The sequence below is a fragment of the Pseudophaeobacter leonis genome, assembly GCF_002087335.1.
Taxonomy (GTDB): Bacteria; Pseudomonadota; Alphaproteobacteria; order Rhodobacterales; family Rhodobacteraceae; genus Pseudophaeobacter; species Pseudophaeobacter leonis.
The window spans coordinates 12,839-34,880 of record NZ_MWVJ01000021.1 but is presented as its reverse complement, the minus strand read 5'-3'; the positions used below and the strand labels follow the sequence as shown (position 1 = coordinate 34,880).

Annotated in this window: 19 protein-coding genes, 2 pseudogenes and 1 riboswitch; of the genes and pseudogenes, 12 read left to right on the top strand and 9 right to left on the bottom strand. The window is 61.7% G+C overall.

All coding sequences use genetic code 11. From position 1 onward, the window contains the following. Positions 1-154: 154 nt before the first annotated feature. Positions 155-1,383 (bottom strand): annotated as a pseudogene (locus B4968_RS06825) (urate hydroxylase PuuD). Positions 1,384-1,522: 139 nt separating this feature from the next. Between B4968_RS06825 and B4968_RS06820 the strand changes: the two are divergent. After that, a complete protein-coding gene (locus tag B4968_RS06820; RefSeq protein ID WP_083097690.1) occupies positions 1,523-2,464 on the top strand; it encodes a LysR family transcriptional regulator in 942 nt (313 codons plus the stop codon). Between the two features lie 301 nt (positions 2,465-2,765). Here B4968_RS06820 and uraH read toward each other — a convergent pair whose 3' ends face one another. Beyond that, a complete protein-coding gene (uraH, locus tag B4968_RS06815; protein ID WP_083097688.1) occupies positions 2,766-3,122 on the bottom strand; it encodes a hydroxyisourate hydrolase in 357 nt (118 codons plus the stop codon). Positions 3,123-3,313: 191 nt separating this feature from the next. Between uraH and puuE the strand changes: the two genes are divergently transcribed. The 3 genes from puuE (at position 3,314) to B4968_RS06800 (ending at position 6,730) form a co-directional block, all read left to right on the top strand. Beyond that, the gene (puuE, locus tag B4968_RS06810; RefSeq protein WP_083097744.1) at positions 3,314-4,732 is read left to right on the top strand and encodes an allantoinase PuuE; all 1,419 of its coding nucleotides are present in this window, start codon (positions 3,314-3,316) and stop codon (positions 4,730-4,732) included. Positions 4,733-4,750: 18 nt separating this feature from the next. Beyond that, positions 4,751-5,227, top strand: coding sequence for an ureidoglycolate lyase (locus B4968_RS06805; protein WP_083097686.1), 477 nt, complete (start codon positions 4,751-4,753; stop codon positions 5,225-5,227). A 75-nt stretch (positions 5,228-5,302) separates the two neighbouring features. Next, on the top strand, positions 5,303-6,730 hold the full coding sequence (locus B4968_RS06800; protein ID WP_083097684.1) for a uracil-xanthine permease family protein: 1,428 nt from the start codon (positions 5,303-5,305) through the stop codon (positions 6,728-6,730). Between the two features lie 377 nt (positions 6,731-7,107). Here B4968_RS06800 and B4968_RS06795 read toward each other — a convergent pair whose 3' ends face one another. The 5 genes from B4968_RS06795 to B4968_RS24130 form a co-directional block, all read right to left on the bottom strand. Then, positions 7,108-8,094, bottom strand: coding sequence for a type I glyceraldehyde-3-phosphate dehydrogenase (locus B4968_RS06795; RefSeq protein WP_083097682.1), 987 nt, complete (start codon positions 8,092-8,094; stop codon positions 7,108-7,110). Between the two features lie 117 nt (positions 8,095-8,211). Beyond that, a complete protein-coding gene (locus B4968_RS06790; protein WP_241525610.1) occupies positions 8,212-8,631 on the bottom strand; it encodes a hypothetical protein in 420 nt (139 codons plus the stop codon). A 229-nt stretch (positions 8,632-8,860) separates the two neighbouring features. Further along, positions 8,861-9,685 carry a bifunctional allantoicase/(S)-ureidoglycine aminohydrolase gene (locus B4968_RS06785; RefSeq protein ID WP_083097681.1) on the bottom strand — a complete coding sequence of 275 codons (825 nt, stop codon included), beginning with the start codon at positions 9,683-9,685 and terminating at the stop codon, positions 8,861-8,863. Positions 9,686-9,726: 41 nt separating this feature from the next. Continuing rightward, positions 9,727-10,533 carry an IclR family transcriptional regulator gene (locus B4968_RS06780; protein WP_241525609.1) on the bottom strand — a complete coding sequence of 269 codons (807 nt, stop codon included), beginning with the start codon at positions 10,531-10,533 and terminating at the stop codon, positions 9,727-9,729. A 38-nt stretch (positions 10,534-10,571) separates the two neighbouring features. Further along, entirely contained in the window at positions 10,572-10,727 is a 156-nt protein-coding gene (locus tag B4968_RS24130) for a helix-turn-helix domain-containing protein (RefSeq protein ID WP_241525608.1), read from the bottom strand. A 173-nt stretch (positions 10,728-10,900) separates the two neighbouring features. On the opposite strand from B4968_RS24130, the gene B4968_RS26060 reads away from it, so the two are divergent. The 5 genes and pseudogenes from B4968_RS26060 to B4968_RS06760 all read left to right on the top strand — a co-directional run bounded on the left by B4968_RS26060 (position 10,901) and on the right by B4968_RS06760 (position 16,772). Next, positions 10,901-11,731 carry a Rieske 2Fe-2S domain-containing protein gene (locus tag B4968_RS26060; protein WP_420916480.1) on the top strand — a complete coding sequence of 277 codons (831 nt, stop codon included), beginning with the start codon at positions 10,901-10,903 and terminating at the stop codon, positions 11,729-11,731. Further along, positions 11,682-12,275, top strand: coding sequence for an SRPBCC family protein (locus B4968_RS26055; protein WP_420916479.1), 594 nt, complete (start codon positions 11,682-11,684; stop codon positions 12,273-12,275). The genes B4968_RS26060 and B4968_RS26055 overlap by 50 nt, the downstream gene beginning before the upstream one ends. Positions 12,276-12,371: 96 nt before the next feature. Continuing rightward, positions 12,372-13,865, top strand: a complete 1,494-nt coding sequence (locus tag B4968_RS06770) for a glutamine synthetase family protein (protein WP_083097679.1) — start codon at positions 12,372-12,374, stop codon at positions 13,863-13,865. Positions 13,866-14,074: 209 nt separating this feature from the next. Then, positions 14,075-14,155, top strand: a riboswitch (glycine riboswitch). A 175-nt stretch (positions 14,156-14,330) separates the two neighbouring features. Next, on the top strand, positions 14,331-14,690 hold the full coding sequence (gene gcvH / locus B4968_RS06765; protein WP_083097677.1) for a glycine cleavage system protein GcvH: 360 nt from the start codon (positions 14,331-14,333) through the stop codon (positions 14,688-14,690). A 240-nt stretch (positions 14,691-14,930) separates the two neighbouring features. Beyond that, positions 14,931-16,772 (top strand): annotated as a pseudogene (locus B4968_RS06760) (amidohydrolase). Positions 16,773-16,804: 32 nt separating this feature from the next. On the opposite strand, the gene B4968_RS06755 reads toward B4968_RS06760, so the two are convergent. Further along, the gene (locus tag B4968_RS06755; protein WP_083097675.1) at positions 16,805-17,740 is read right to left on the bottom strand and encodes a 2-hydroxyacid dehydrogenase; all 936 of its coding nucleotides are present in this window, start codon (positions 17,738-17,740) and stop codon (positions 16,805-16,807) included. A gap of 125 nt (positions 17,741-17,865) precedes the next feature. Between B4968_RS06755 and B4968_RS06750 the strand changes: the two genes are divergently transcribed. Then, complete coding sequence (locus B4968_RS06750; RefSeq protein ID WP_083097673.1) at positions 17,866-19,101, top strand: acyl-CoA dehydrogenase family protein; 1,236 nt, start codon at positions 17,866-17,868, stop codon at positions 19,099-19,101. A 172-nt stretch (positions 19,102-19,273) separates the two neighbouring features. Here the strand turns inward: B4968_RS06750 and truA are convergent, their stop codons facing one another. Further along, positions 19,274-20,059, bottom strand: a complete 786-nt coding sequence (gene truA, locus B4968_RS06745; RefSeq protein WP_083097671.1) for a tRNA pseudouridine(38-40) synthase TruA — start codon at positions 20,057-20,059, stop codon at positions 19,274-19,276. Between the two features lie 110 nt (positions 20,060-20,169). On the opposite strand from truA, the gene B4968_RS06740 reads away from it, so the two are divergent. Continuing rightward, positions 20,170-21,585 carry a YcjX family GTP-binding protein gene (locus B4968_RS06740; protein ID WP_083097740.1) on the top strand — a complete coding sequence of 472 codons (1,416 nt, stop codon included), beginning with the start codon at positions 20,170-20,172 and terminating at the stop codon, positions 21,583-21,585. Further along, positions 21,582-22,040 (top strand): GNAT family N-acetyltransferase, encoded by a 459-nt coding sequence (locus B4968_RS06735; RefSeq protein ID WP_083097669.1) that lies wholly within the window; start codon positions 21,582-21,584, stop codon positions 22,038-22,040. Before B4968_RS06740 ends, B4968_RS06735 begins: the two co-directional genes overlap by 4 nt. The last annotated feature ends 2 nt before the right edge of the window (positions 22,041-22,042 follow it).

Below are 22,042 nucleotides of genomic sequence, written 5' to 3'. Positions count from 1 at the left end.
GGGCATCCCGGCAGGGTTGGATCTGAAAAAAAGAGCCATCCGGGACAACAGCGCGACCCTAGCACAGCGCGGCGCGAGGTAAAGGGATCAGAGCGGCGTGGCGAACAAACTTGGGCGCGGACGGGCAGGAACCTGCTCGTCCGCGCAAAGGCGGTCACATGCGGGCGTTTTTGAACCAGCGCCGGATGGCGGCGCGATCCTCGGGCTCCATAAAGGTGACATTGGCAGGGGGCATGGCGTCAGTGAGGCCGGCATGCATAAAGACAGCCTCGGCCTGGCGGGCCAGATCGCCTTCGGTTTCCAGCAACACACCCTTTGGGGCGGTGCGAATGCCATCCCAAAAGGGCTCGCGCGCGTGGCACATGCTGCAGCGGCCCAGGACGATCTCATGCACCTCGTCAAATCCCTGTGCCTTGGCCATCACCAGGGCGGTGCCGGTAAGGGCGGCGTCTTGCTCGGGCTCGCCGTCATGCTTGAGCCCAAAGGTGGACAGGATGATCACGCCCATAAACAGCAGTGTTGTGGCCAGCCAGGTCCAGGTCGGATTGCCTGTGCCTGCGTGTTTGGTGTTGAAATAATGGCGGATGGGCGTCACCATCAGGAACACCAGCGCGGCAATCAACCAGTTGTACTGCGAGGCAAAGGCCAGTGGGGAGTGGTTCGACAGCATCAGGAAGATCACCGGCAGGGTGAGGTAGTTGTTATGGGTCGAGCGCAGATTGGCGATCTTGCCGTATTTTGCGTCCGGTGTGCGCCCCGCCTGCAGGTCGGCCACCACAATGCGCTGGTTTGGCATGATGATGAAAAACACATTGGCGGTCATGATGGTGGCGGTAAAGGCGCCCAGATGCAGCATCATGGCGCGACCGGTAAAGACCTGATTGAGCCCATAGCCCATGGCCACCAGCAGCACAAACAGCAGCACCATCAACAGGGTGGGGCGCTCGGCCAGACCGGATTTGCACAGCCGGTCGTAGATCAGCCAGCCGACCGACAGCGAAGCGGCAGAGATCGCGATTCCCTGCCAGAGCGCCAGTTGGGCCTTGGTCTGGTCGATCAGGTAGAGCTCACCGCCAACCCAATACACCACCATCAGCAGGGCAAAACCACTGAGCCAGGTGGTATAGCTTTCCCATTTGAACCAGATCAGGTGCTCGGGCATCTCGCCGGGGCCACCAGATATTTGCGGATGTGATAAAATCCACCGCCATGCACCTGCCACTCTTCGCCATGGGCGCCAACGGGCAGGTCCGGGGATTTGCGCAGCCCCAGATCAAGAGCAATAAAGTAAAAAGATGAGCCGATCCAGGCCATTGCCGTGATCACATGCAGCCAGCGAATGGCAAAGCCCAGCCAATCCCACATCATCAAAATCTCGTACATGCCACGCCCTCATTGTCTTTGTCGTAAGGGTTTCCCCTTTGGCCACCCTAGGCAAGCCCGTGTTTCTTCGGTATTCCAGTAAACTTCCAAGCTGTATCAAAAAAACAAGAAGAATGCCGCAAAAGAAGAGTGGAGCTGTATGTCTTATCTCGACAATATCCGGACCTTTGTGAGGGTCTATGAGCTGGGCTCTATGTCGGCGGCGGGGCGGGATTTACGGATCTCACCGGCGGTGACCTCGGCGCGGATCTCGCAGCTGGAGGACTATCTCGGGGTGCGTCTGTTCCAGCGCACCACCCGCAATCTGACGGCGACCGAGCAGGGCCAGGCGTTTTATTCCGGCGCGGTTTCGGTGCTGGAGGCGGTGGATCAGGCTGAGGCGCAGGTGATGCATCTGACGGATACGCCGCGTGGCACGTTGTTTGTGGCAGCCCCTTTGGGGGCCGGGCGGCGTTTGGTGGCGCCAGAGGTGCCTGAATTTTTGGCGCAGTACCCGGAGATCAATCTGCGCCTGCGGATGTCTGACCGCACGGTGGATCTGACCACCGAGGGGCTGGATATGGCGTTCTTTCTGGGACAGCCCGCCGATAGCAATCTGCGCATTCGCAAGATTGCCGACTGCCAAAGGGTGCTTTGCGCAGCACCCAGCTATATTGCGCGCCATGGCAGCCCTGATAGTGGCGAGGATCTGGTCAGGGGGACGCACAATTGCCTCAACCTGCGCTATCCCGGCGCCAGCGAGTTTCAGTGGATGCTGCAGTGTGAAGACGGCCCACAACGCTTTGCTGTCTCGGGGCGCTATGAGTGTGACGATGGTGATGTGCTGACAGACTGGGCGCTGTCCGGAGAAGGCATTGCGCTGAAGCCGGTGTTTGAGGTGGCAGGGCACCTGGCATCCGGAGCGTTGGTTGCTGTGGCTGAGAAAACGCCGCCGGTTTCGGTGCAGATGGCCTGTCTTTATACCCATCGCCGTCATCAGGATCCAAAGACGCGTCTGTTCATGGATTTTATGACCCAGCGCATGGGAGCCTCGGTGCGGGCGGCGGAGGCCTCGATCTTTGGCACCCCGGACGAGAGCTGACTGGTGTTGGAGCAAAGAAACAAGGGGGAGCTCCCGCCCCGGGCGCATGCCCTGACGGGCCCGCTCCTGCGTTGGGCCCAGCGCCGCTGCGCGGCGCAAAAAAGAAAGTAAGAAAGAAAGTAAGAAAATCTGCTGAGAAGCGCTTCAGGGGGGATTTGCCCCTGAAGGCGCCACAACAAGTTTAATCCAGTTGTGATCGCCTCAAGGGCAAGCCGGGCAGAGCCCGGCGGCTGCGCCGCCCTTGACCCTTTCACAACTGGGACGGTGAGAAGGGAGCTGGCCGGAAGGGGCGCGCGCGGGGTCAGCTGCCGCGATAGGTGGAGTAGCCAAAGGGCGAGAGCAGCAGGGGGACGTGATAATGCGCCGCAGCATCGCTCATGCCAAAGCGAATGGGCACCTCATCGAGAAACAGCGGATCGGCACCGGCCTGGCCGCTGGCGCGCAGGTAGTGGCCTGCGTGAAAAACCAGCTCGTAAATGCCGGGACTGAAATCCGCCTGGGGCAGGATCGGGCTGTTGGTGCGGCCATCGGCATTGGTGGTCATCTCGACCAGTTTGTGGCGTGCCGCACCTTCAAAACGAAAAAGGGTGATGGGCAGGCCGGTCGCGGGGCAGCCCCGGGCCGTATCCAGAACATGGGTCGTCAGATAGCCGCTCATATCGGGGATCCTTTTGTTGTGCTGCTTTTACCTGCACCAGTTTGACGATCGCCGCAAATGGCGGCGTTTTGACAGTGTATTCGGGAAAATTTGAAAGCGAAGCGACATCTTTTGCAATAGCAAGATAGAATAGGATATTCGCGCGCCTTAAAAGGGCGATGCGGGCATTGGGAAAGAAAGAGACGCAGGCCATGAACAGATATCCGCGCAACATGATTGGCTACGGGGCGCAGGCACCGAATGCGGCCTGGCCTGGCGATGCCAAGGTGGCGGTGCAATTTGTGCTGAACTACGAGGAGGGCGGCGAGAACTGCACGCTGCACGGCGACGCGGGCTCTGAGGCCTTCCTGTCGGATATCGCGGGAGCCGCGTCCTGGGTGGGGCAGCGCCACTGGAATATGGAATCGATTTATGAATACGGCGCGCGGGCCGGGTTCTGGCGGCTGCATGACATGTTCACCGGGGCAGGCATTCCGCTGACGATTTATGGCGTGGCAACGGCCCTTGCGCGCTCGCCTGATCAGGTGGCAGCCATGAAGGCCGCAGGCTGGGAAATCGCCAGCCATGGCCTGAAATGGGTCGAGCACAAAGATATGTCCGAGACTGAAGAGCGCGCCGCCATCACCGAGGCCGTGCGCCTGCATACCGAGGTGGTCGGGGAGCGTCCGCGCGGCTGGTACACAGGGCGCTGCAGTAGCAACACCGTGCGTCTGGTGGCCGAAGAGGGCGGCTTTAACTATGTGTCAGACACCTATGATGACGATCTGCCCTATTGGCTTGAGGTGGGCACGCGCGATCAGCTGATCATTCCCTACACGCTGGAAGCCAATGACATGCGCTTTGCCACCGCGCCGGGATATATTACCGGAGAACAGTTCTTTCAGTACCTCAAAGACGCCTTTGATCTGCTCTATGCCGAGGGCACCGCCGGGGCTCCCAAGATGATGAGCATCGGGTTGCATTGCCGCCTGATTGGCCGGCCGGGCAAGGCCGCCGGGTTGAAAAAGTTCATCGACTACATTCAGGGCTTTGACGCGGTCTGGTGCCCGCGCCGCATTGAGATAGCCGAACACTGGGCCAACACCCATCCGCACCAGCGCCGGGAGCGCGCCAGTCAGATGAGCCGCGAGCGATTTGTCGAGGTGTTTGGCGGCATCTTTGAGCACTCGGCCTGGATTGCCGAACGGGCCCATGGGCTGGAGCTGGGTCCGGCGCATGACACGGCGGGCGGGGTGCACAATGCGCTGTGCCGGATGTTCCGTTCTGCCAGCAAGGCCGAGCGTCTGGGCGTGCTGAATGCGCACCCGGATCTGGCAGGCAAGCTGGCGGCAGCCAAACGGCTGACGGCTGAAAGCACATCCGAACAGGCAAGCGCCGGGCTGGATGCGTTGACGGATGGTGAGCGCGCCCGGTTCACGGAACTGAACAGCAATTATGTTGCCAAACACGGCTTTCCCTTCATCATTGCGGTGCGCGATCACGACAAGGCGTCTATCCTGGCGGCCTTTGAACGCCGCATAGGTAACGGTCAGGTGGCAGAGTTTGCTGAGGCCTGCAAACAGGTTGAACGCATTGCCGAATTCCGCCTGCGCGATCTGGTGCCGTCATGAACACGTCGCAGGACAGGGATCCTGATCCAGGCACTTACAGCGCAGGGTTTTGCACCCTTTGGCGATCTGCTGGACACAGCGGGGAGCCCTGACAAAATCATCAATCAGGGATTGTGCGGTCGCTATCACGATCGGGCCGAGATGGATTTCATGGCGGGACGTGCGGGGCTAAGCCTGTTCAAGGCCGAGCCGCGCGATTTGCCTCTGCCGCTGGCGATGATGGAGCGTCATCCCGAGGGCAGCCAGGCCTTTATCCCGATGAGCGAACACGGCTTTTTGGTGATCGTGGCGCCGGATGCAGATGGCAGGCCCGGACAGCCGCTGGCCTTTGAGACCGCGCCCGGTCAGGCGATCAATTTCCATCGCGGCACCTGGCACGGGGTTCTGACGCCGCTGCAGGCACCGGGGCTTTTTGCCGTGGTTGACCGAATAGGCGCTGGCGACAATCTGCAGGAACACTGGTTCGAGACGGGCTATGTGGTGGATCGTGCCTGACAAATGCAAATCTGAAACCAGCCGCCCGACAGAAGGCGGCTGTTTCACTATCGTAAACAGAATGAGGGAATGAAAATGGCCGATGGCTCCTTGGGAAGCCCCGCGCAATTGCGGGATCCGAACTATACTCCACCTCTGGCGCGCGCGGTGCCACTGGGCATCCAGCATGTGCTGGCGATGTTTGTCTCCAATGTGACGCCTGCGATCATCGTAGCCGGCGCGGCCGGGTTTGGCTTTGGCTCGAACTCGCCCGATTTTCCCGAACTGCTGTATCTGATCCAGATGTCGATGCTGTTTGCCGGGGTTGCCACCCTGCTGCAGACCGTGACGCTGGGGCCGGTTGGCGCGGCTTTGCCGATTGTGCAGGGGACGTCGTTTGCCTTTTTGCCAATCATGATCCCGCTGGTGGCAGGCAAGGGCGTTGATGGGCTGGCTGCATTGTATGGCGGTGTGCTGATTGGTGGTCTCTTTCATGGGATGCTGGGGCTGGTGATAGGCAAGGTCCGCTTTGCGCTGCCGCCGCTGGTTACGGGGCTGGTGGTGACGATGATTGGTCTGGCGCTGGTCAAGGTCGGCATTCAATACGCCGCCGGCGGGGTGCCTGCGATGGGCACGCCTGAATATGGCTCTTTGCTGAACTGGTCTGCAGCACTTGTGGTGATTTTTGCCACTTTGGGGCTCAAGTTCTTTGCCCGCGGTATGCTGTCGGTCTCGGCGGTGCTGCTGGGGCTTGTCCTTGGCTATATCTATGCGCTGATGATGGGCATGGTGACCTTTGATGCCATTGGCACCAGCTGGTCGCGCGCGGCGAGTTTTGCTTTGCCTGTGCCGTTTAAATATGGGTTTGAGCTGTCTTTTGCGGCCATTCTGGGCTTTTGCCTGATGGCCTTTGTTTCGGCCGTTGAGACGGTGGGGGATGTCAGCGGCATCACCAAGGGCGGCGCCGGGCGCGAGGCCACTGATCAGGAGATCGCGGGGGCGACTTATGCCGATGGTATAGGCTCGGCTGTGGCTGGTATCTTTGGCGGTCTGCCCAACACCTCGTTCAGCCAGAACGTGGGCCTGATTGCGATGACGGGCGTGATGAGCCGCCACGTGGTGACCATCGGCGCGTTGTTCCTGATCCTGTGCGGTCTGGTGCCCAAGGTGGGGGCGATTATTCGCACCATCCCGATTGAGGTGCTGGGCGGTGGTGTCATCGTGATGTTTGGGATGGTGGTCGCGGCTGGCATCTCGATGCTGTCTGATGTTGACTGGAACCGGCGCAACATGGTGATTTTTGCCATCTCGCTGTCGGTTGGTCTTGGTCTGCAGCTGGAACCCGGCGCGGTGCAGTACCTGCCCGATACGCTGAAAGTGCTGATGACCAGTGGGCTTTTGCCTGCGGCGCTGATTGCGATTGTTCTGAACCTGGTGCTGCCTGCAGAGCTGGCGGATGAGGCCACAGAAGAAGTCTCCGGTGGCATGGCTGGAAACGGCGAGGGCAATCTGCCCGGCAAGTGAGGCGCTCATTTCCTGGTTGAGGCGGGGCTCCCGCCCAATCCGGGACAATCAAAGATTGGCCCGGATCAGTTGGGCCCGGCGCCGCGCTTCGCGCGGCGCTTGCATTTTACTGATAGCTTCTGGATGGGCTTTTCAGCCCATCCGGAAGCTTGTTTTTCAGTGTTGTCAGACTTCTGAAATGCTGCCTTCATGGCGCGGCTTCCGGGGCTGGACCTGGCTCAGTAGGTGGTGAAATCTAGCGATGTGCGGACTGGATCCTGTCGGCTGGATCCGCGCCGCGCGAAGCGCGGCGCTGGGCCCAACGGGAGCCAAGCTGCTGTGCTGCGCGGGCGACGGGCGGGAGCAGCTCCTTGTCTGGCTATTGTTCCGCTGTTTGCTCAGGTCGTGGCCATCAGCCGTGCGACGTCCAGCATCCGGGCTGAAAACCCCCATTCGTTATCATACCAACCAAAGACCCGTAGCTGTTGTGCGCCAACGAGACGGGTTTCCGGTGCCGCGATGATCAGGGATTCAGGGCGTGTCCGCAGATCAGACGAGACCAGTGGCATCTCTGTCCAGCCCAGAACCTCGGCAGCTGAGACACCTGCCCTGAGGGCCGCAGTGAAACCTGCCTCATCCATCGGGGTTGCCAGCCGCGCCACCAGGTCGACGGCGGAGACACTGGCGGTAGGCACCCTTACGGCGGCGCCACTTATCCGGCCTTTCAGATGCGGCAACACCTCGTCAATCAGATGCGTGGCAGAGGTGGGGGTCGGCACCATCGACAGGGCCCCTGCCCGCTCGCGGGCAAAATCCCCACGTGGTGCATCCACCATGGGTTGCGAGTTGGTATAGCAGTGAATGGTGGTCATATGAGCGCTCTCAATGCCGCCAATCTCATCCAGAAGCTTGACCAGCGGGGCCAGCCCATTGGTGGTGCACGACGCATTCGAGACAATCCGCGCGCTGTTCAGTTGATCCTCATTGGCGCCATAAACCACTGTGATTTCTGCCGCAGGAGAAGGCCCCGAGATCAGCACCTTTGCCGCCCCGGCCTGCAGGCCGCGTTGCGCCACGTCCGAGCTGCGGGCAATGCCGGTGCAGTCCAACACCACATCCACCCCCGTCAGGTCCACCTGGGTGAGGTCGGCCTGGTGGCTCATAGCAAAGCTGCGCCCCAGCACTGAGAGCATGCCGCCGCCGTGGGTCACCGGATGCGGAAAGGGGCCAAAGGTGCTGTCATACTGGAACAGATAGGCGCACATCTCCAATGGTGCGATATCATTGATCCGCACAACCTCGATGCCGTCACCACGCGCGGTGGTGAGAATTTGGCGCAGAATGGCGCGGCCAATGCGACCAAACCCATTGATTGCGATCTTCATGACAGCAGGTCTCCTGCGCTCCGTCTTGTCGCCGGCGAGGCAGCACAGCGGAATCTGTTTAAGGGGCTATTGTTTGCGGTGCGCGGGCGCCACAGCGGAGCGCAAGGCGCGTCGCTGTTAATTTTGAGGGCAGATCAGCGTGGTGTAATATGAGCCTGAAATAGTGCGATAGATCGTGTCAAGATTGGCGCTGCAGCCGGTGGCGCCTTTGATGGCGCGGATGGCCTGTCGCACACTCAGGACTGCTGGTGGGCGAAACGGTTCCATCTCGTTGTTAAGCCGGGTTGCGCGATAAAAGCCGGGGGCCTCTTCTGCGGGTTCAACACTCCAGGCGCGCCCCAAAACATTAACGTGCTTTGCCTCTGCGGTCTCCAGAGCGGCGCTGGCCAGTGGGAACGTCGCAAGCACCATTGCGGCGCAGAGCCCGGCCACCCGCGTTTTAGCCCGCGTTTGCGCCTGTATTTCGGCCTGTATTTCGGCCTGTGTTCTGGCCTGTGTTCTGGCCTGCATTCCGGCCTGTGTGCTGTGTCTCATCATCAAAGGCTCCCGCAATCAAATGGAAATCCAGAACAGCCTAGCGGGGTCTGCGGGCTTTGCAATGGCGTTCCCCAGCTGCAGGGGCGGGGAACGTCTCAGAGATGCAACATTTTCGTGAAGACCTCAGGGGGAACTGCTGTCGAGGCGGCTGCAAACCTGCTGCGATGCGAGCTGCTGCAAACGCGCCTGCGTTGCGTGCTGTTGTTTTGCGCGCCAGGGCCGCAGCGGATCACAAGGTGAGAGGCATGTGGCGGTTCACATCCTTGTACAACAGATAGCGGAACGGGCCCGGGCCACCGGCATAGCAGGCCTGCGGGCAAAAGGCGCGCAGCCACATGAAATCGCCGGCCTCGACCTCGACCCAATCCTGATTGAGCCGGTAAACGGCCTTACCTTCAAGCACATAGAGCCCGTGTTCCATCACATGCGTCTCGGCAAAGGGGATAACGCCGCCAGGCAGGAAGGTGACGATGGTGACATGCATATCGTGGGACATGTCGTCAGGATCCATAAAGCGCGTGGTGGCCCAGCGGCCTTCGGTGTCGGGCATCACATTGGGGCTGATGTCGCGCTCATTGCGCACAAAGGCCTGCGGCTTTGCAACGCCCGGCGCGGCCTGCCAGCGTTTGCGGATCCAGTGAAAGCTGGCAGTAGCCTCGCTGGTGTTGTGCAGGGCCCAGTTGCTGCCTGCGGGCAGATAGGCAAAACTGCCGCTGGTCAGCACGTGGGTGGTGCCGTCAAGGCTCAGCTCCAGTGTGCCTTCGGTGTCAAATATGCCGCCCTGGGCCGCAGCATCGCTTTCGGGGGTGTCAGAGCCCCCGCCGGGCTGCAGCTCGACGATATACTGCGAGAAGGTCTCGGCAAATCCGGTCAGCGGGCGGGCAATCACCCACATGCGCATGCCGTGCCATCCGGGCAGGCAGGAGGTGGTGATATCCATCATGGTGCCTTGGGGCAGCACCGCATAGGCGTCGGTAAAGACCGCGCGCCCTGTCAGCAGTTGATCCTGGCCAGGGTGGCCGCCTTTTGGGGTGAAATAGCTGCCTTGGCTCATCGTGTTGCGTCCTCGTTCACTGCTGCCCGCCTGTCAGGTGCTCATACATTAGGTGCCTGTATATCAAGCGCCCGCATGATTGGCTGTTCAAAGGGGACTATGCGCCGCGCCTTGCGCCGCTCCAAGCGGCACAAGGGGGATAGCTTTCTTCGCGTTTTTTTGAAAACGCCTCGCGTGCGGCCCGTGCCAAAGGCCCGTATCAAAAGACCGGTATCAAAGGCCGGCGACAACCTCGGTCTGGCGCAGCTCGCGGCACAGACCTGCAGGCCCCGCAACAGGCGCTCGGCGTGTTCGCCTGCCGGTGTGCCACCCGGATCGCCCTGGCCACCCAGCTCACCCAGATCGCCCATACCGCCCAGACCGCGCGGCGATGAGCTGCCGACAACCACAGGCGTTTGGCCGGGGCGCGACAGGGGCACCGCATAGCCGATAATGCCGGGTTCAAATTCGCTGTCGGTGACCGCATAGCCCTGCGAACGGGCCTGCGCGATCTGTTTCAGGATGGCGTTTTCTGCGATAAGCGATTGTTCCGTGTGCTGTGGGATGTCGGCAGACCGCAACAGCTCAGTGGCTTCTTGCTGCGGCAGGCAGGCCAACAGCATGCGGCCAAGGCTGGTATGGACCAGCGGAATATGGGCGCCGGCGGTAAAGCCATAGGTGACGGGGCCGCGCTCTGTGGTGGACTGCGCCAGCAGCAGAACCCGGCCCTGATCCAGGATCGCCCGATTGATTTCAGTGTCGAGCTTGCGGGCATGTCGGTTCAGCACGGGCTGCACCCGGCGGCCGAACTCATTGGCCTGCAAAAAGCCCCCGGCCCGCGCCAGAACCCGCGGAGTGAGCGACAGCATACGCCCCTGCTGACGCAGATAGCCGGCCTGAACCAGCGTCAGAGCACCACGCCGGGCGTGGCGCGATCCTGGCCGGTTCGGCGGGCGATTTCCGCCAGCGTCATGCTGGGCGTCTCTGCGTCAAACACGGCCAGGACTGACAGTCCCTTGGCAAAACTGGAGGAAATATTGCGATCTTGTTCTGGTTTGGTCATGGGTCCGGCCGTTTGTAAGGTTTGAAAACGAAGTCGTGGCCTTGACAAGGGCCGATACACACCACAAGGATTGATCGTATTTAGAATTGTTCGTACGTTAAACGAACAATGTCAAGTGATCTTGTTGGACTGCGTGATCCGATGTTTGAGGCGCAAAAGAGAGGGACCTAGCCATGATCAGCCAGGAATTGAACGACAGCCTGACCCGCGTAGGCCCTGGCCGCGATGCCGGAGAAGTGCTGCGCCGCTATTGGCAACCCGCCGCCCTGCTGGATGAGCTGCAGGGACCCCGACCTGTGGTGCCGGTGCGTTTGCTGGGCGAGGATCTGGTGTTGTTTCGCGATACTGAGGGCGCCTTGGGCCTGATTGGTCGTCATTGCCCGCATCGCGGCGCTGACATGTGTTTTGGCCGCCTTGAGGACAACGGGTTGCGCTGCCCCTTCCATGGCTGGCATTTTAACCGTGCGGGCCAATGTGTTGAACAACCCGGTGAGCCGGAAGGCAGCCGGATGCACGAACAGATCCAGAGCACGGCCTATCCTGTGGTCGAAAACAACGGCAGCATCTGGGCCTATATGGGGCCGGGTGAGCCGCCGGCCTTTCCGGCTCTGGATTGTTTTCGGGCCCCCGAAACCCATGTCTTTGACTTCAAAGGGCTGTGGCAGTGCAATTGGCTGCAGGCGATGGAGGTGGGGATTGATCCGGCGCATGCCTCGTTCCTGCACCGGTTCCTGCAGGACGAAGACCCGGCAGAGGCCTATGGCAAGCAGTTCCGCGACACAGCGGGCGATACCGAAATCCCCATGCCAAGCTGCTGCGTGATTTTCCCCGCCCCGAGATCACAGCCGAGGCGGTGCCTAATGCCTCAAGATCACCGCTCTGCGGCATCTGGGCGACGGCCGCACCCATGTGCGCATCACCAATCAGATCTTCCCCGGGGCGATCTGCATCCCGATGTCGCGCGAGATGACCATCACCCAGTGGCATGTGCCGATCGACGATGAAAACTGCTATTGGTATTCAATGTTCACCAGTTTTGACCAACCCGTGAACAAAGACCTGATGCGCGAACAGCGTCTGAAGGAACACAGCCTGCCGGACTATGCACCGCTGAAAGGGCGTCACAACAACTATGGTTTTGACCCGGAAGAGCAGGCGCGCGAGACCTATACCGGCATGGGGCTCGACATCAATGTGCACGATCAGTGGGCGGTTGAAAGTCTGGGCGCCATTCAGGACCGCACTCAGGAACATCTCGGCAAGACCGATATTGCCATCATCCGCTATCGCCGCCAACTGCGCGCCGCGATCGCTGCGGTAAAAGAGGGTCGGGAGGCAGATTTGCCAATGCACGGCGGGCTGGACCTTTCGACCGTATTTGGCCCGGTTTCCAATGATTCGATTGCCCAGGATGGCGACTGGCACCGCGCCGCTGAGGAGGCGGACCAGCAGCGCCGGGGAAGCTGCTCCTGGAATGCACAGGTGGATGCCACTGTGGATACCACTGTGGATACCGGGGCGGATGTGAAAGCGGATAGCAAAGCCTGACGCGTTTTTCTCGCAACATCAGGGAATTTCAGCTAGAAACAGGGCCGGGATTGCGGGCGTAAGATCGCCTGCGACAGGCAAATAACGTGAGGCGCAATGGCACAAGATCTGGCAACAGGGCGTTTGGCCCGCGAGGGGCTTTTGAGCGCTGAGGCGCAGGATCAGGCGCAGGCGGTTCTGGCAGAGGCACGCGCGGCAGGGCTGGAAACCCTGCGGGTGCTGGTTGGGGATCAACATGGTATTTTGCGCGGCAAAACGCTGGTGGCCGAGGCCTTTGAGGGGCTGTTTCGCGCCGGGCTCAATGTGCCGTCAACGCTGCTGTTAAAGGACACATCACACCGGACCGCTTTTGCGGTTTGGGGCCAGGAAGGCAGCCAGGACGGCAGCCAGGGCGCCAATCAGGATGGCGGGCCGTCCGGGGGCTTTGTGCCGATGCGCGGCGCGGGTGATGTCCTGTTGCTGCCACGTCCCGAGACCTTCCGCATCCTGCCCTGGTCGCCGCATTCCGGCTGGATCCTGTGTGATGCGGTGATGCCAGACGGCACGCCGATCAGCTTTTCCTCCAGCGAAGTGCTGCGCCGGGCCGAGGCCGGGCTTGCGGCACAGGGCCTGCAGGCGGTGTTTGGGCTGGAGGTCGAATTCCAGATCTTTGAGCGTCTGGACAGCGCCCGCAGCCATTCCCAAAGCACCATGCCCGGCGCGCCAATCAGGACCCGCAACCTGAACCAGGGCTACCAATATCTCACCGAGACCCGCTACGCGGAATGCGAAGCGGTGCTGGACGACATCCGCCGCGCGGCCCAGGGGCTGGGATTGCAGCCGCGTTCGGTTGAGATCGAGATGGGCCCCAGCCAGTTTGAATTCACCTTTGCGCCACTGCCTGCGCTGCAGCAGGCCGATGCCATGGTGATGTTTCGCACCATGGTCAAAGAGGTCTGCGCCCGCGCCGGACTGCATGCCAGCTTTATGGCAAAACCCCGGCTCGACAACGCCATGGCCAATGGCTGGCACCTGCATCAGTCGCTGGTCGAGTGCAGCAGCGGGCGCAATCTGTTTCAGCCCGCAGGCGATGGCAGCCTGAGCCCGCAAGCTTCGGGCTGGATTGCCGGGCTGCTGGCCCATGCCGCCGCCTGTTCGGTGATGATTGCGCCGACGGTGAACAGCTACAAACGATATCTGCCGTTTCAGCTGGCCCCGGACCGCATTCAGTGGGGGCACGACAATCGCGGCGCCATGCTGCGCGCCCTGATGCAGCCCGGCGACAGCGCCAGCCGCATTGAAAACCGCGCGCCCGACAGCTCTGCCAACCCCTATTTTGCCATTGCGGCCCAGATCCTTGCGGGATCGGCCGGGATGGCGGCGGGGCTGCAGGCGCCCGATGCGACCCAGTCGCCCTATGAGGAGGGCGCGGCGCGGCTGCCGCGCTCATTGGGGCAGGCGCTGCAGGCTTTTGAGGGCTCTGATTTATTTGCCACCACATTGGGGCCTGAGTTTGTCAGCTACCTGTCGCAGCTGAAACGGTTCGAGTGGGAGCGCTATCTGGACACGGTCAGCGAGTGGGAGCAGGCCGAGTATTTCAACCTGTTCTGACGCGCCGGCCGGGGCCGAAAATATTTTGCCGCAGGCGTGACAGGTCCGGGCGTATTTGCGTCTTGAACGCCACATAGCGCGCTGGTATCTTGTCGCGGTGTATAGGGGAGAACCGACGCTGCGCAGTCTGGCCATCGTGTCTGGCGGTGCAAGCCCGGTGCCGTAGGAGCAACCGCCCCGGAAACTCTCAGGCAGCAGGGACCTTATGCATGAATGACTCTGGAGAGAGCACAGGAAAGCTGCGCCGCCGAAGGGATAACGATCTCAGGCAAAGGGACAGAGGGGGCATCGCGCCGTGCGGCAGATTTGCGCGCGGTGGATGTCGGAGTGTCTTGAGCAGATTTCACTGATCGAGCCGACCCCAGCCTTTGGGACAATGCACGCCAGAAACAGATCTCCGGCCACCAAAGCCGGACCTCAAAACCGGACCCAACACGCCGGGACCAGCAAAACGGGATGACGACGATGAAATTTACGGAAGAACACGAATGGCTCGACGTGGACGGGGACATAGTGACTGTTGGCATTACCGCCCATGCTGCCGAGCAGCTGGGCGATGTTGTCTTTATCGAGCTGCCTGAAGTGGGCGATGAGTTTGCCAAAGACGACGAGATCGTGGTGATTGAATCGGTCAAAGCGGCGTCTGACATTCTGTCCCCGCTGGACGGTGAGGTTGTCGAGGTCAATCAGGCCCTGACAGAGAACCCCGGCAAAGTGAACGATGACCCGCAGGGCGATGCCTGGTTCTTCAAGCTCAAGGTGGAAGATATGTCGCCAATGGACGACTATATGGAAGAGCCCGCCTACAAGACATTCATCGGCTAAAAACCGCAGCCCGCCGCGCCTCTGGTTCGGCGGGGTTTTTTTACCCCCCCCGCCAGGCTGTCTGGGGGTTTTGACCTTTTCCGCCCTTTATCTGTGGGGCCTTTACCTGTGCGACCTTTTATGTGTGAAGGGCCAGTATGTGTGAGGGGCTGTATCGCAGGCTCGCGGGCGCGCCTGGGTGCGGGATGATCGTTGGGCCGAGCACACAGCCGGACCACGCAGTAAGTGTTTGGTTGCGCTATGTGGCGCGCAAAAAGTGCAGCGTCTGCCGCCACGTCATGCTTGTTTAGAAATGAGACCTCTCCAATCCTTTGGCGCAAACCAATGGGGACGTATGAGATGAAATGGCTGGGTCGAATTCTGAAGGGTCTCATCGTGGGGCTGCTGCTGGTTGGGGGTGTCTCCTGGTACTTGCTGCGGCCGGAGACCGTTCCGGCCCGGCTGATACTGACTGGCGGCGAGATTATCACCATGGCCGAGCCAGAGGGGCAAAGCGCCTCCGCAAGCCAGCCAGTCGAGGCCTTGCTGATCGAGGGTGGTGTCATTACCCAAATGGGCTCTCTGGCGGCGCTGAAATCCAGTGGCGCGCCGGTCCATGATCTGAAAGGCAAGGTGCTGACACCTGGTCTGATTGAACCCCATACCCACCCAATCGCGACGGCTCTGCTGGGGGCTGTGGTGGATATCAGCGGCTTTTCCCACGGCAGCCGGGCCGAGGTGATGCAGACCCTGCGGGCCGCTGCAGACAAGACTGCGCTGACGCCCTGGCTGGTCGCCTATGGCTGGGATCCGGTGGCGATTGCGGACCTGTCGGCGCCGACCCTGGCCGAGCTGGACGCCATAGCACCTGAACGCCCGATGGTGGTGATCACCCAGATGCTGCATGAGGTTATTGCCAATTCCGCCGCGATGAAGGCGGCCGGCATTGCGCTGGTCTCGCAGGAGGCGGCTGAGGGCATCATCCGCGACGGCGAGGGCCGCGCCACTGGCGCCTTTCGTGAGTTGGCAGCGGTGAATGCCGTGCTCGGCGCCATGCCCTCGGCTGATCCGGCAGTGATCGAGCTCTTGGTGCGCAAAACCTACGCCGACTACGCAAAGGCGGGCTATACCAGCATTGGCATAACGGGCGCGGTTGGCAAACATCCCGACCCGGTGGGATTGCTGCGCCATATCGGTGCGACTGAGGCTCCGTTGCGGGCCTATCTTTACCTGATGCCGCATCAGGGTGCAGAGCTGGGTGGCACCGATGATTTTCGCGTGATCGGCACCAAGTACTGGATGGATGGGTCACCCTTTACCGGCGGCGCCGCTTTTGCCGAGGCCTATTAGCACAGCGAGCTCACCTCTGACCGGATGCATCTGCCGCATGGGCATCTGGGACCGGTGAGCCATGAGGCAGAAGATTTTGCCGCCAAAGTGGCAGCGCTGCAGGCGGCGGGCCACCAGATCGCGGTGCATGCGCAGGGCGAGCGCGCCATTGACATGGTGCTGGAAGCCTTTGCGGCCGCTGGGAAAATCAATGGGCTGCATCATCGCCTGGAGCATAATGCGCTGATCACCCAGCGGCAGATAGAGCGGGCCACGGCGCTTGGTGTCAGTCTCGGGTTTTTTGTTGATCACATCTACTACTATGGCGATGCGCTGCCTGACATCGTCGGCAGCCGCGCCGACCGCTACATGCCGGTTGGCTCGGCCATGACGGCGGGGGCCGTCACCGCGCTGCACGGAGATCACCCGGCGTCACCGATTGATCCGCTGCGTAGCCTGCGCACTGCGGTTGAGCGCGGCTCGGTCTCGGGCCAGACCCAAACCGCTCTGGGGCAGGCTGTGTCGCGAGGCGATGCGCTGCGGGCGATGACCCTGAATGCGGCGCGGCAATTGGGGCAGGCGGATCTGATCGGATCTATCGAGGTGGGCAAACGCGCCGATTTCACCCTGTTCAATGCCAGCCCCCTGACCAGCGATTGGCAGGACCTCACGGTGGCAGGCACCTGGAAAGATGGCCAGCCTGCCCATACCGGGCTAAGCAGCTGGCTGCGTCCGGGGCCAGCCTGGACCGCGTTGAAAAATATGCTGTTTTAGGCAGGGCCTCCTGGCGTGATGAGCTGGCGGGGCTAGTAAACCCGTTGTCCGTCCACGGCGTGCAGCAGAGCCTCGCCGGCCTCAAGGCGGCGGTAGTTTTCCACCACATCCTGCAGGGCATCGCCAAGATGCCAGCCCGACCCATGCGGCGTGATGGTGACGCCTGGCTGGCGCCACAGCGGATCTGTCGCTGGCAGCGGCTCAGTACAGAGCACATCCAGCACCGCATGGCCCAGATGACCACTCTCCAGCGCTTTGATCAGGGCAGGCTCGTCGACCAGATCGCCGCGCCCGGCATTGATAATGGTCGCACCGGGCTTCATTGCTGCCAGAGTTTCGCTATTGATCAAACCGCGTGTTTCCGGGGTCGAGGGCAGGATGGCGCAGACATAGTCGCATTGCGCCAGCATTGGCTCCAGAGCCGCCTCGCCATGATGACACTGCACCCCCTCAATGTTTTTGGCAGAGCGGCTCCAGCCATGCACCTCAAACCCCAGATCGCGCATCAGCAGGGCGGTCTGGCCCCCGATATGGCCCAGGCCCAGCACACCCACGCGGGTCTTGTGGTTCTGCTTTGGCGCCAGAGGCTCCCAGGCGGCGCGGGCCTGTGCTGCGGCATGGGCGGCAATGTTGCGTTGTCCCTGCAGCACATAGGCGAGGCAATACTGCGCAATCTCGCGGGCGGGTTCCATGGGTTTGAGCCGCGCCACCTGCACATGCGGTGCCAGCGCAGGATGCGCCACAATGGTCTCGACACCGGCGCCCAGTTTTTGCACCAGGGCCAGGTTGGGCAGACGCGCGGGCAGGTCGGGATCCAGTCGCGAGACCGCCAGCATGGTCACCTGCGACAGATCGCCGGCAGCTGACAGGGTGCGAATATCTGCACCGGGCCTCAGAGCGCGCAGCTCATCCGCCAGTGCGGTATCCGTATACCATCCATCGTGACCGATGCTGATGAGTAGCGCCATGCCCGTTTCCCTTCGATGTTTTTCCCTTGTCCCCCGGTGACGTTCCGTCACTGTGCTGGACAGGTCTTGGGCGACTAAGCCATGGTTTTTGCAAAAGCGAAAGCGGCAGTGGAGGAGAATTTACGATGGATATGAATTTTGGCATGCGGGCAGAGAACCGCAAGCTGCTGGACCGGGTTGCCGCCATGGTGCGTGACGAGATCATGCCACTGGAGGCCGAATATCAGGCCGAACTCGGCAAGGGCGACCGCCGGCAGTATACTGCGCGGCAGTCTGAGATCCTTGAAGGGCTGAAAGCCAGGGCGAAAGAGCAGGGATTGTGGAACTTCTGGCTGACCGACAGCGACAAGGGCTTTGGCCTTTCGACCGTTGAATACGCCTATTTTGCCGAGGAAATGGGCAAGACGCCGCTGGGAGCCGAAGTGTTCAACTGTGCGGCGCCTGATACCGGCAATATGGAAGTGTTTGAGCGCTACGGCACCGAGGCGATGAAGAAAGAGTGGCTGGCGCCGCTGCTGGAGGGCAAGATCCGCTCGGCCTATCTGATGACCGAGCCTGACGTGGCCTCCTCGGATGCCACCAATGTGTCGATGTCCTGCGTGCGCGACGGCGATGACTATGTGCTGAACGGCGAAAAATGGTGGGCCTCGGGGGCGGGTGATCCGCGCTGTAAGGTCTATATCGTCATGGTGAAAACCGGCGGCGAAGAGCACTCTAAGCACCAGCGTCAGTCGATGATTGTGGTGCCTGCCGCCAGCGAAGGCATCGAGGTGCTGCGGCCAATGGAGGTCTATGGCCACGATGATGCGCCGCATGGCCACATGCATATCCGCTTCACCAACGTGCGGGTGCCTGCCGACAGCATTTTGCTCGGCGAAGGGCGCGGTTTTGAAATCGCCCAAGGCCGCCTTGGACCTGGACGGATTCACCACTGCATGCGCGCGATTGGTCAGGCGGAATCAGCTCTGGAGCAGATGTGCAAACGCTCGCTGCAGCGTGAGGCCTTTGGCAAAAAGCTGGCGCATCTGGGGGCCAACTTTGACATTATTGCGGAATGCCGCATGGAGATTGAGATGGCGCGCCTGCTCTGCCTCAAGGCGGCCTGGTATATGGATCAGGGCGACGGCCGCGCGGCAGCGCCCTGGATCAGCCAGATCAAAGTGGTGGCGCCCCGCGTCGCCCTGAAGGTGATCGACGAGGCTGTGCAGATGTTTGGCGCCCAGGGCATCAGTCAGGATACACCCCTGGCAAATGCCTGGACCCATGTGCGCAGCCTGCGTCTGGCCGATGGCCCCGATGCGGTGCACCGGCGTCAGGTCGCCCGTGGTGAGCTGCGAAAGTACACCCAGGAAAAGGTCTGACGACCCAGGAAAAAGCGGCATGGGCCTTTAGGCCCGTGTCTGTCCAGTATCTGTTCCGTGTCGGCCATTGTCTGTTCCGTGGTCTGTTCCGTGTCGGCCAGTGTCTGTCAGGACGCTGGGGGCCAGTCAGGCTGGCCACGCGCAACATATGCGACCTTGCCGCAGAGGCTTTTTATGCGTGCTGCAGGTCCACGGCAAACGGATCGTCAGGATAGCCAACCCGTGCCAGATACAGCCCATGTCCGGGGCAGACCGGGCCGCAGGCGGCGCGATCACGGGCCTCAAGGGCGGTCTTTACATCCACAGGATCCCAGCTGCCCGCGCCAACCCGTTCCAGCGTGCCAACAAAGCTGCGGACCTGATTGTGCAAAAAGCTGCGGGCGCGCACGTGGAAATGCACCTCGGGTCCAGACAGGCCCTGCACCTGTTCAAGCCGCAACTCATCCAGCGTTTTTTGCGGGCTTTGCGCCTGACAGATAGACGAGCGGAAGGTGGTAAAATCATGATTGCCCAGCAGATGGTTGGCCGCCTGCTGCATGGCTGCCACGTCAAGATCCTGCGTTACCTGCCAGACCTGACCCGCGTCATGGGTGGCGGGCGCACGCCGGACCAGAATGCGAAACAGATACTGCCGCTCGATCGCGGAAAACCGCGCGTGCCAGTCGTCAGGTACCAGGGCGCAGTCGACAATCGCCACCGGCGCCGGCTTCAGGTGATAGTTCAGCGCCTCTGACAGGCGAAACGGGCTCCAGTCCTTGGTCAGGTCACAATGGGCCACCTGGCCCAGCCCGTGCACGCCGGTATCGGTGCGGCCGGCCGCCGCAATGGTGTGCGGCCCGGGTTCCAGCCGCGCAAGCGCCGCCTCGATCGCGCCCTGCACCGAGGGCTGATCTTTTTGCCGCTGCCATCCGGCAAAGGGCTTTCCGTGATATTCGACTTTAAGAGCAAAACGTGGCATGGGCGGGCAAGTAACCCGGCAACAGAGTTGAGGCAAGTGCCCGTATGCTCTGGAAACCACCCCCGGTGCTGCCTATCTTGGAGCGGGAACAAACGGGGCAGGTGAGGCGCGTGGTATTATCGACAATGGCCGAGGGAGCCTTTCGCGGGCTGGACAGCCTTGGCAACAGCGTCTCGTCGCGCCTGTTTGAGCCGACGCTGCGGCTGGGCGTCACCGGTCTGGCGCGGGCGGGCAAGACGGTGTTTATCACCTCTCTGGTGGCCAATCTGCTGAACCGGGGCCGCATGTTGCAGCTTGAGGCGGCGCGTACGGGCCGCATCGACAGCGCCTATCTGCAGCCGCAGCCCGACGATACCGTGCCGCGTTTTGCCTATGAAGATCACCTTGCAGCCCTGACAGGACCAGAGCCACATTGGCCCGCCAGCACGCGGGCGGTCTCGGAGCTGCGCCTCAGCCTGACACTGCGCCCCAGGGGGCTGCTCTCTGGGCTGCAGGGGCCGCGGCGGCTGCATCTGGATATTGTTGACTACCCGGGTGAATGGCTGCTGGATCTGGCGCTGCTGGACAAAAGCTATGCGCAGTGGTCGGCCGAGGTGCTGGCCCGCCTGCCAGCCCGCCCAGTTGCGGCTGAATTTTTGCAAATGCTGACCACGGTCGAGGCCACGGCACCCCATGACGAGCCACAGGCGCAGGCACTGGCGGCCGAATTCACCCGCCACCTGAACGCGGCGCGCGGTGCCGGGTTTTACGACTGCTCTCCGGGGCGCTTTTTGCTGCCGGGCGATCTCGCAGGCTCGCCGGTGCTGACCTTTGGCCCACTGCCTGTTGAAGAGGCACCAGCCCGGCGCAGTCTGTGGCGCGAGATGCAGCGCCGCTATGAGGCCTATAAGGCCAAGGTGGTGCAGCCATTTTTTCGCGACCATTTTACCCGGATTGACCGGCAGGTGGTGCTGGTGGATGCGCTCAGCGCCATTCATTCCGGACCACAGGCGGTCGAGGACCTGCGCCAAGCCATGGGCGATGTGCTCTCGGCCTTTCGCCCCGGTCACAACGGGTTTCTCACCTCATTGTTGCGCGGAAAACGGGTGGAGAAAATCCTGTTTGCCGCCACCAAGGCAGATCATCTGCACCACCTGCAGCACCCACAAATGAGCGCCATCATCGAAGCGCTCACCCGCGAAGCCCGCGACCGGGCGCAGTTTGCCGGCGCCGAGACAGCCGCGCTGGCGCTGGCCTCATTGCGCGCCACGACAGAAGAGATGCGCCCGCATGATGGGGCCGAACTGGCCTGCGTACGTGGCTGGCTGCTGCAGACAGGCCGGCAGGCGGCGTTTTATCCCGGCGCACTACCGGATGATCCGGCGCAGCTCTTGGCCCCGGCACGTCAGGGGGCGACGCGCTGGCTGGGCGGCGACTATCAGGCCATGCAGTTCGCCCCGGCGAAGCTCAGCCTGAGGCCGGGCGATGGGCCGCCGCATATCCGGCTTGACCGGGCGGCGGAATTCCTGATTGGAGACCAGCTATGACACCCCGATTGCGCAACGCGCGCTCAACCGATGCCGGCAAGATCGGCGAGATCCTGCACCGGTTCGAGGTGGAAACCCCCTGGATGCCAAAGCAGCACAGCGGCGCCGAGGCCGTGGCCTTTTGCGGGGTGATGATTGATCGCGGCTGGGTCACCGTGGCCTATGATGGGCCGCAGGTGCTGGGTTTTTTGGCGCGGGACGGTGAGGAGATCTGCGCGCTCTATGTGACGCCTGAAATCTGCGGGCAAGGCATAGGAAAGCTGCTGCTGGATGTCGCCAAGAGCGCCAAGCCACGCCTGAGCCTCTGGACCTTTCAGGCCAATACAGGCGCGCAACGGTTCTATCTGCGCGAAGGATTTAAAGAGCAACAGCGCAGTGATGGTGCCCGCAACGACGAGGGTTTGCCCGACATAGAATACCTCTGGAGCCAGGCTGCCGGGGAGGGCAGCACATGACA

Coding starts and splice junctions, on each gene's coding strand:
- B4968_RS06820 (WP_083097690.1), top strand. CDS start 1,523: ATGTCTTATCTCGACAATATCCGGACCTTTGTGAGGGTCTATGAGCTG.
- uraH (WP_083097688.1), bottom strand. CDS start 3,122: ATGAGCGGCTATCTGACGACCCATGTTCTGGATACGGCCCGGGGCTGC.
- puuE (WP_083097744.1), top strand. CDS start 3,314: ATGAACAGATATCCGCGCAACATGATTGGCTACGGGGCGCAGGCACCG.
- B4968_RS06800 (WP_083097684.1), top strand. CDS start 5,303: ATGGCCGATGGCTCCTTGGGAAGCCCCGCGCAATTGCGGGATCCGAAC.
- B4968_RS06795 (WP_083097682.1), bottom strand. CDS start 8,094: ATGAAGATCGCAATCAATGGGTTTGGTCGCATTGGCCGCGCCATTCTG.
- B4968_RS06790 (WP_241525610.1), bottom strand. CDS start 8,631: ATGATGAGACACAGCACACAGGCCGGAATGCAGGCCAGAACACAGGCC.
- B4968_RS06785 (WP_083097681.1), bottom strand. CDS start 9,685: ATGAGCCAAGGCAGCTATTTCACCCCAAAAGGCGGCCACCCTGGCCAG.
- B4968_RS06780 (WP_241525609.1), bottom strand. CDS start 10,533: ATGCTGTCGCTCACTCCGCGGGTTCTGGCGCGGGCCGGGGGCTTTTTG.
- B4968_RS24130 (WP_241525608.1), bottom strand. CDS start 10,727: ATGACCAAACCAGAACAAGATCGCAATATTTCCTCCAGTTTTGCCAAG.
- B4968_RS26060 (WP_420916480.1), top strand. CDS start 10,901: ATGATCAGCCAGGAATTGAACGACAGCCTGACCCGCGTAGGCCCTGGC.
- B4968_RS26055 (WP_420916479.1), top strand. CDS start 11,682: ATGTCGCGCGAGATGACCATCACCCAGTGGCATGTGCCGATCGACGAT.
- B4968_RS06770 (WP_083097679.1), top strand. CDS start 12,372: ATGGCACAAGATCTGGCAACAGGGCGTTTGGCCCGCGAGGGGCTTTTG.
- gcvH (WP_083097677.1), top strand. CDS start 14,331: ATGAAATTTACGGAAGAACACGAATGGCTCGACGTGGACGGGGACATA.
- B4968_RS06755 (WP_083097675.1), bottom strand. CDS start 17,740: ATGGCGCTACTCATCAGCATCGGTCACGATGGATGGTATACGGATACC.
- B4968_RS06750 (WP_083097673.1), top strand. CDS start 17,866: ATGGATATGAATTTTGGCATGCGGGCAGAGAACCGCAAGCTGCTGGAC.
- truA (WP_083097671.1), bottom strand. CDS start 20,059: ATGCCACGTTTTGCTCTTAAAGTCGAATATCACGGAAAGCCCTTTGCC.
- B4968_RS06735 (WP_083097669.1), top strand. CDS start 21,582: ATGACACCCCGATTGCGCAACGCGCGCTCAACCGATGCCGGCAAGATC.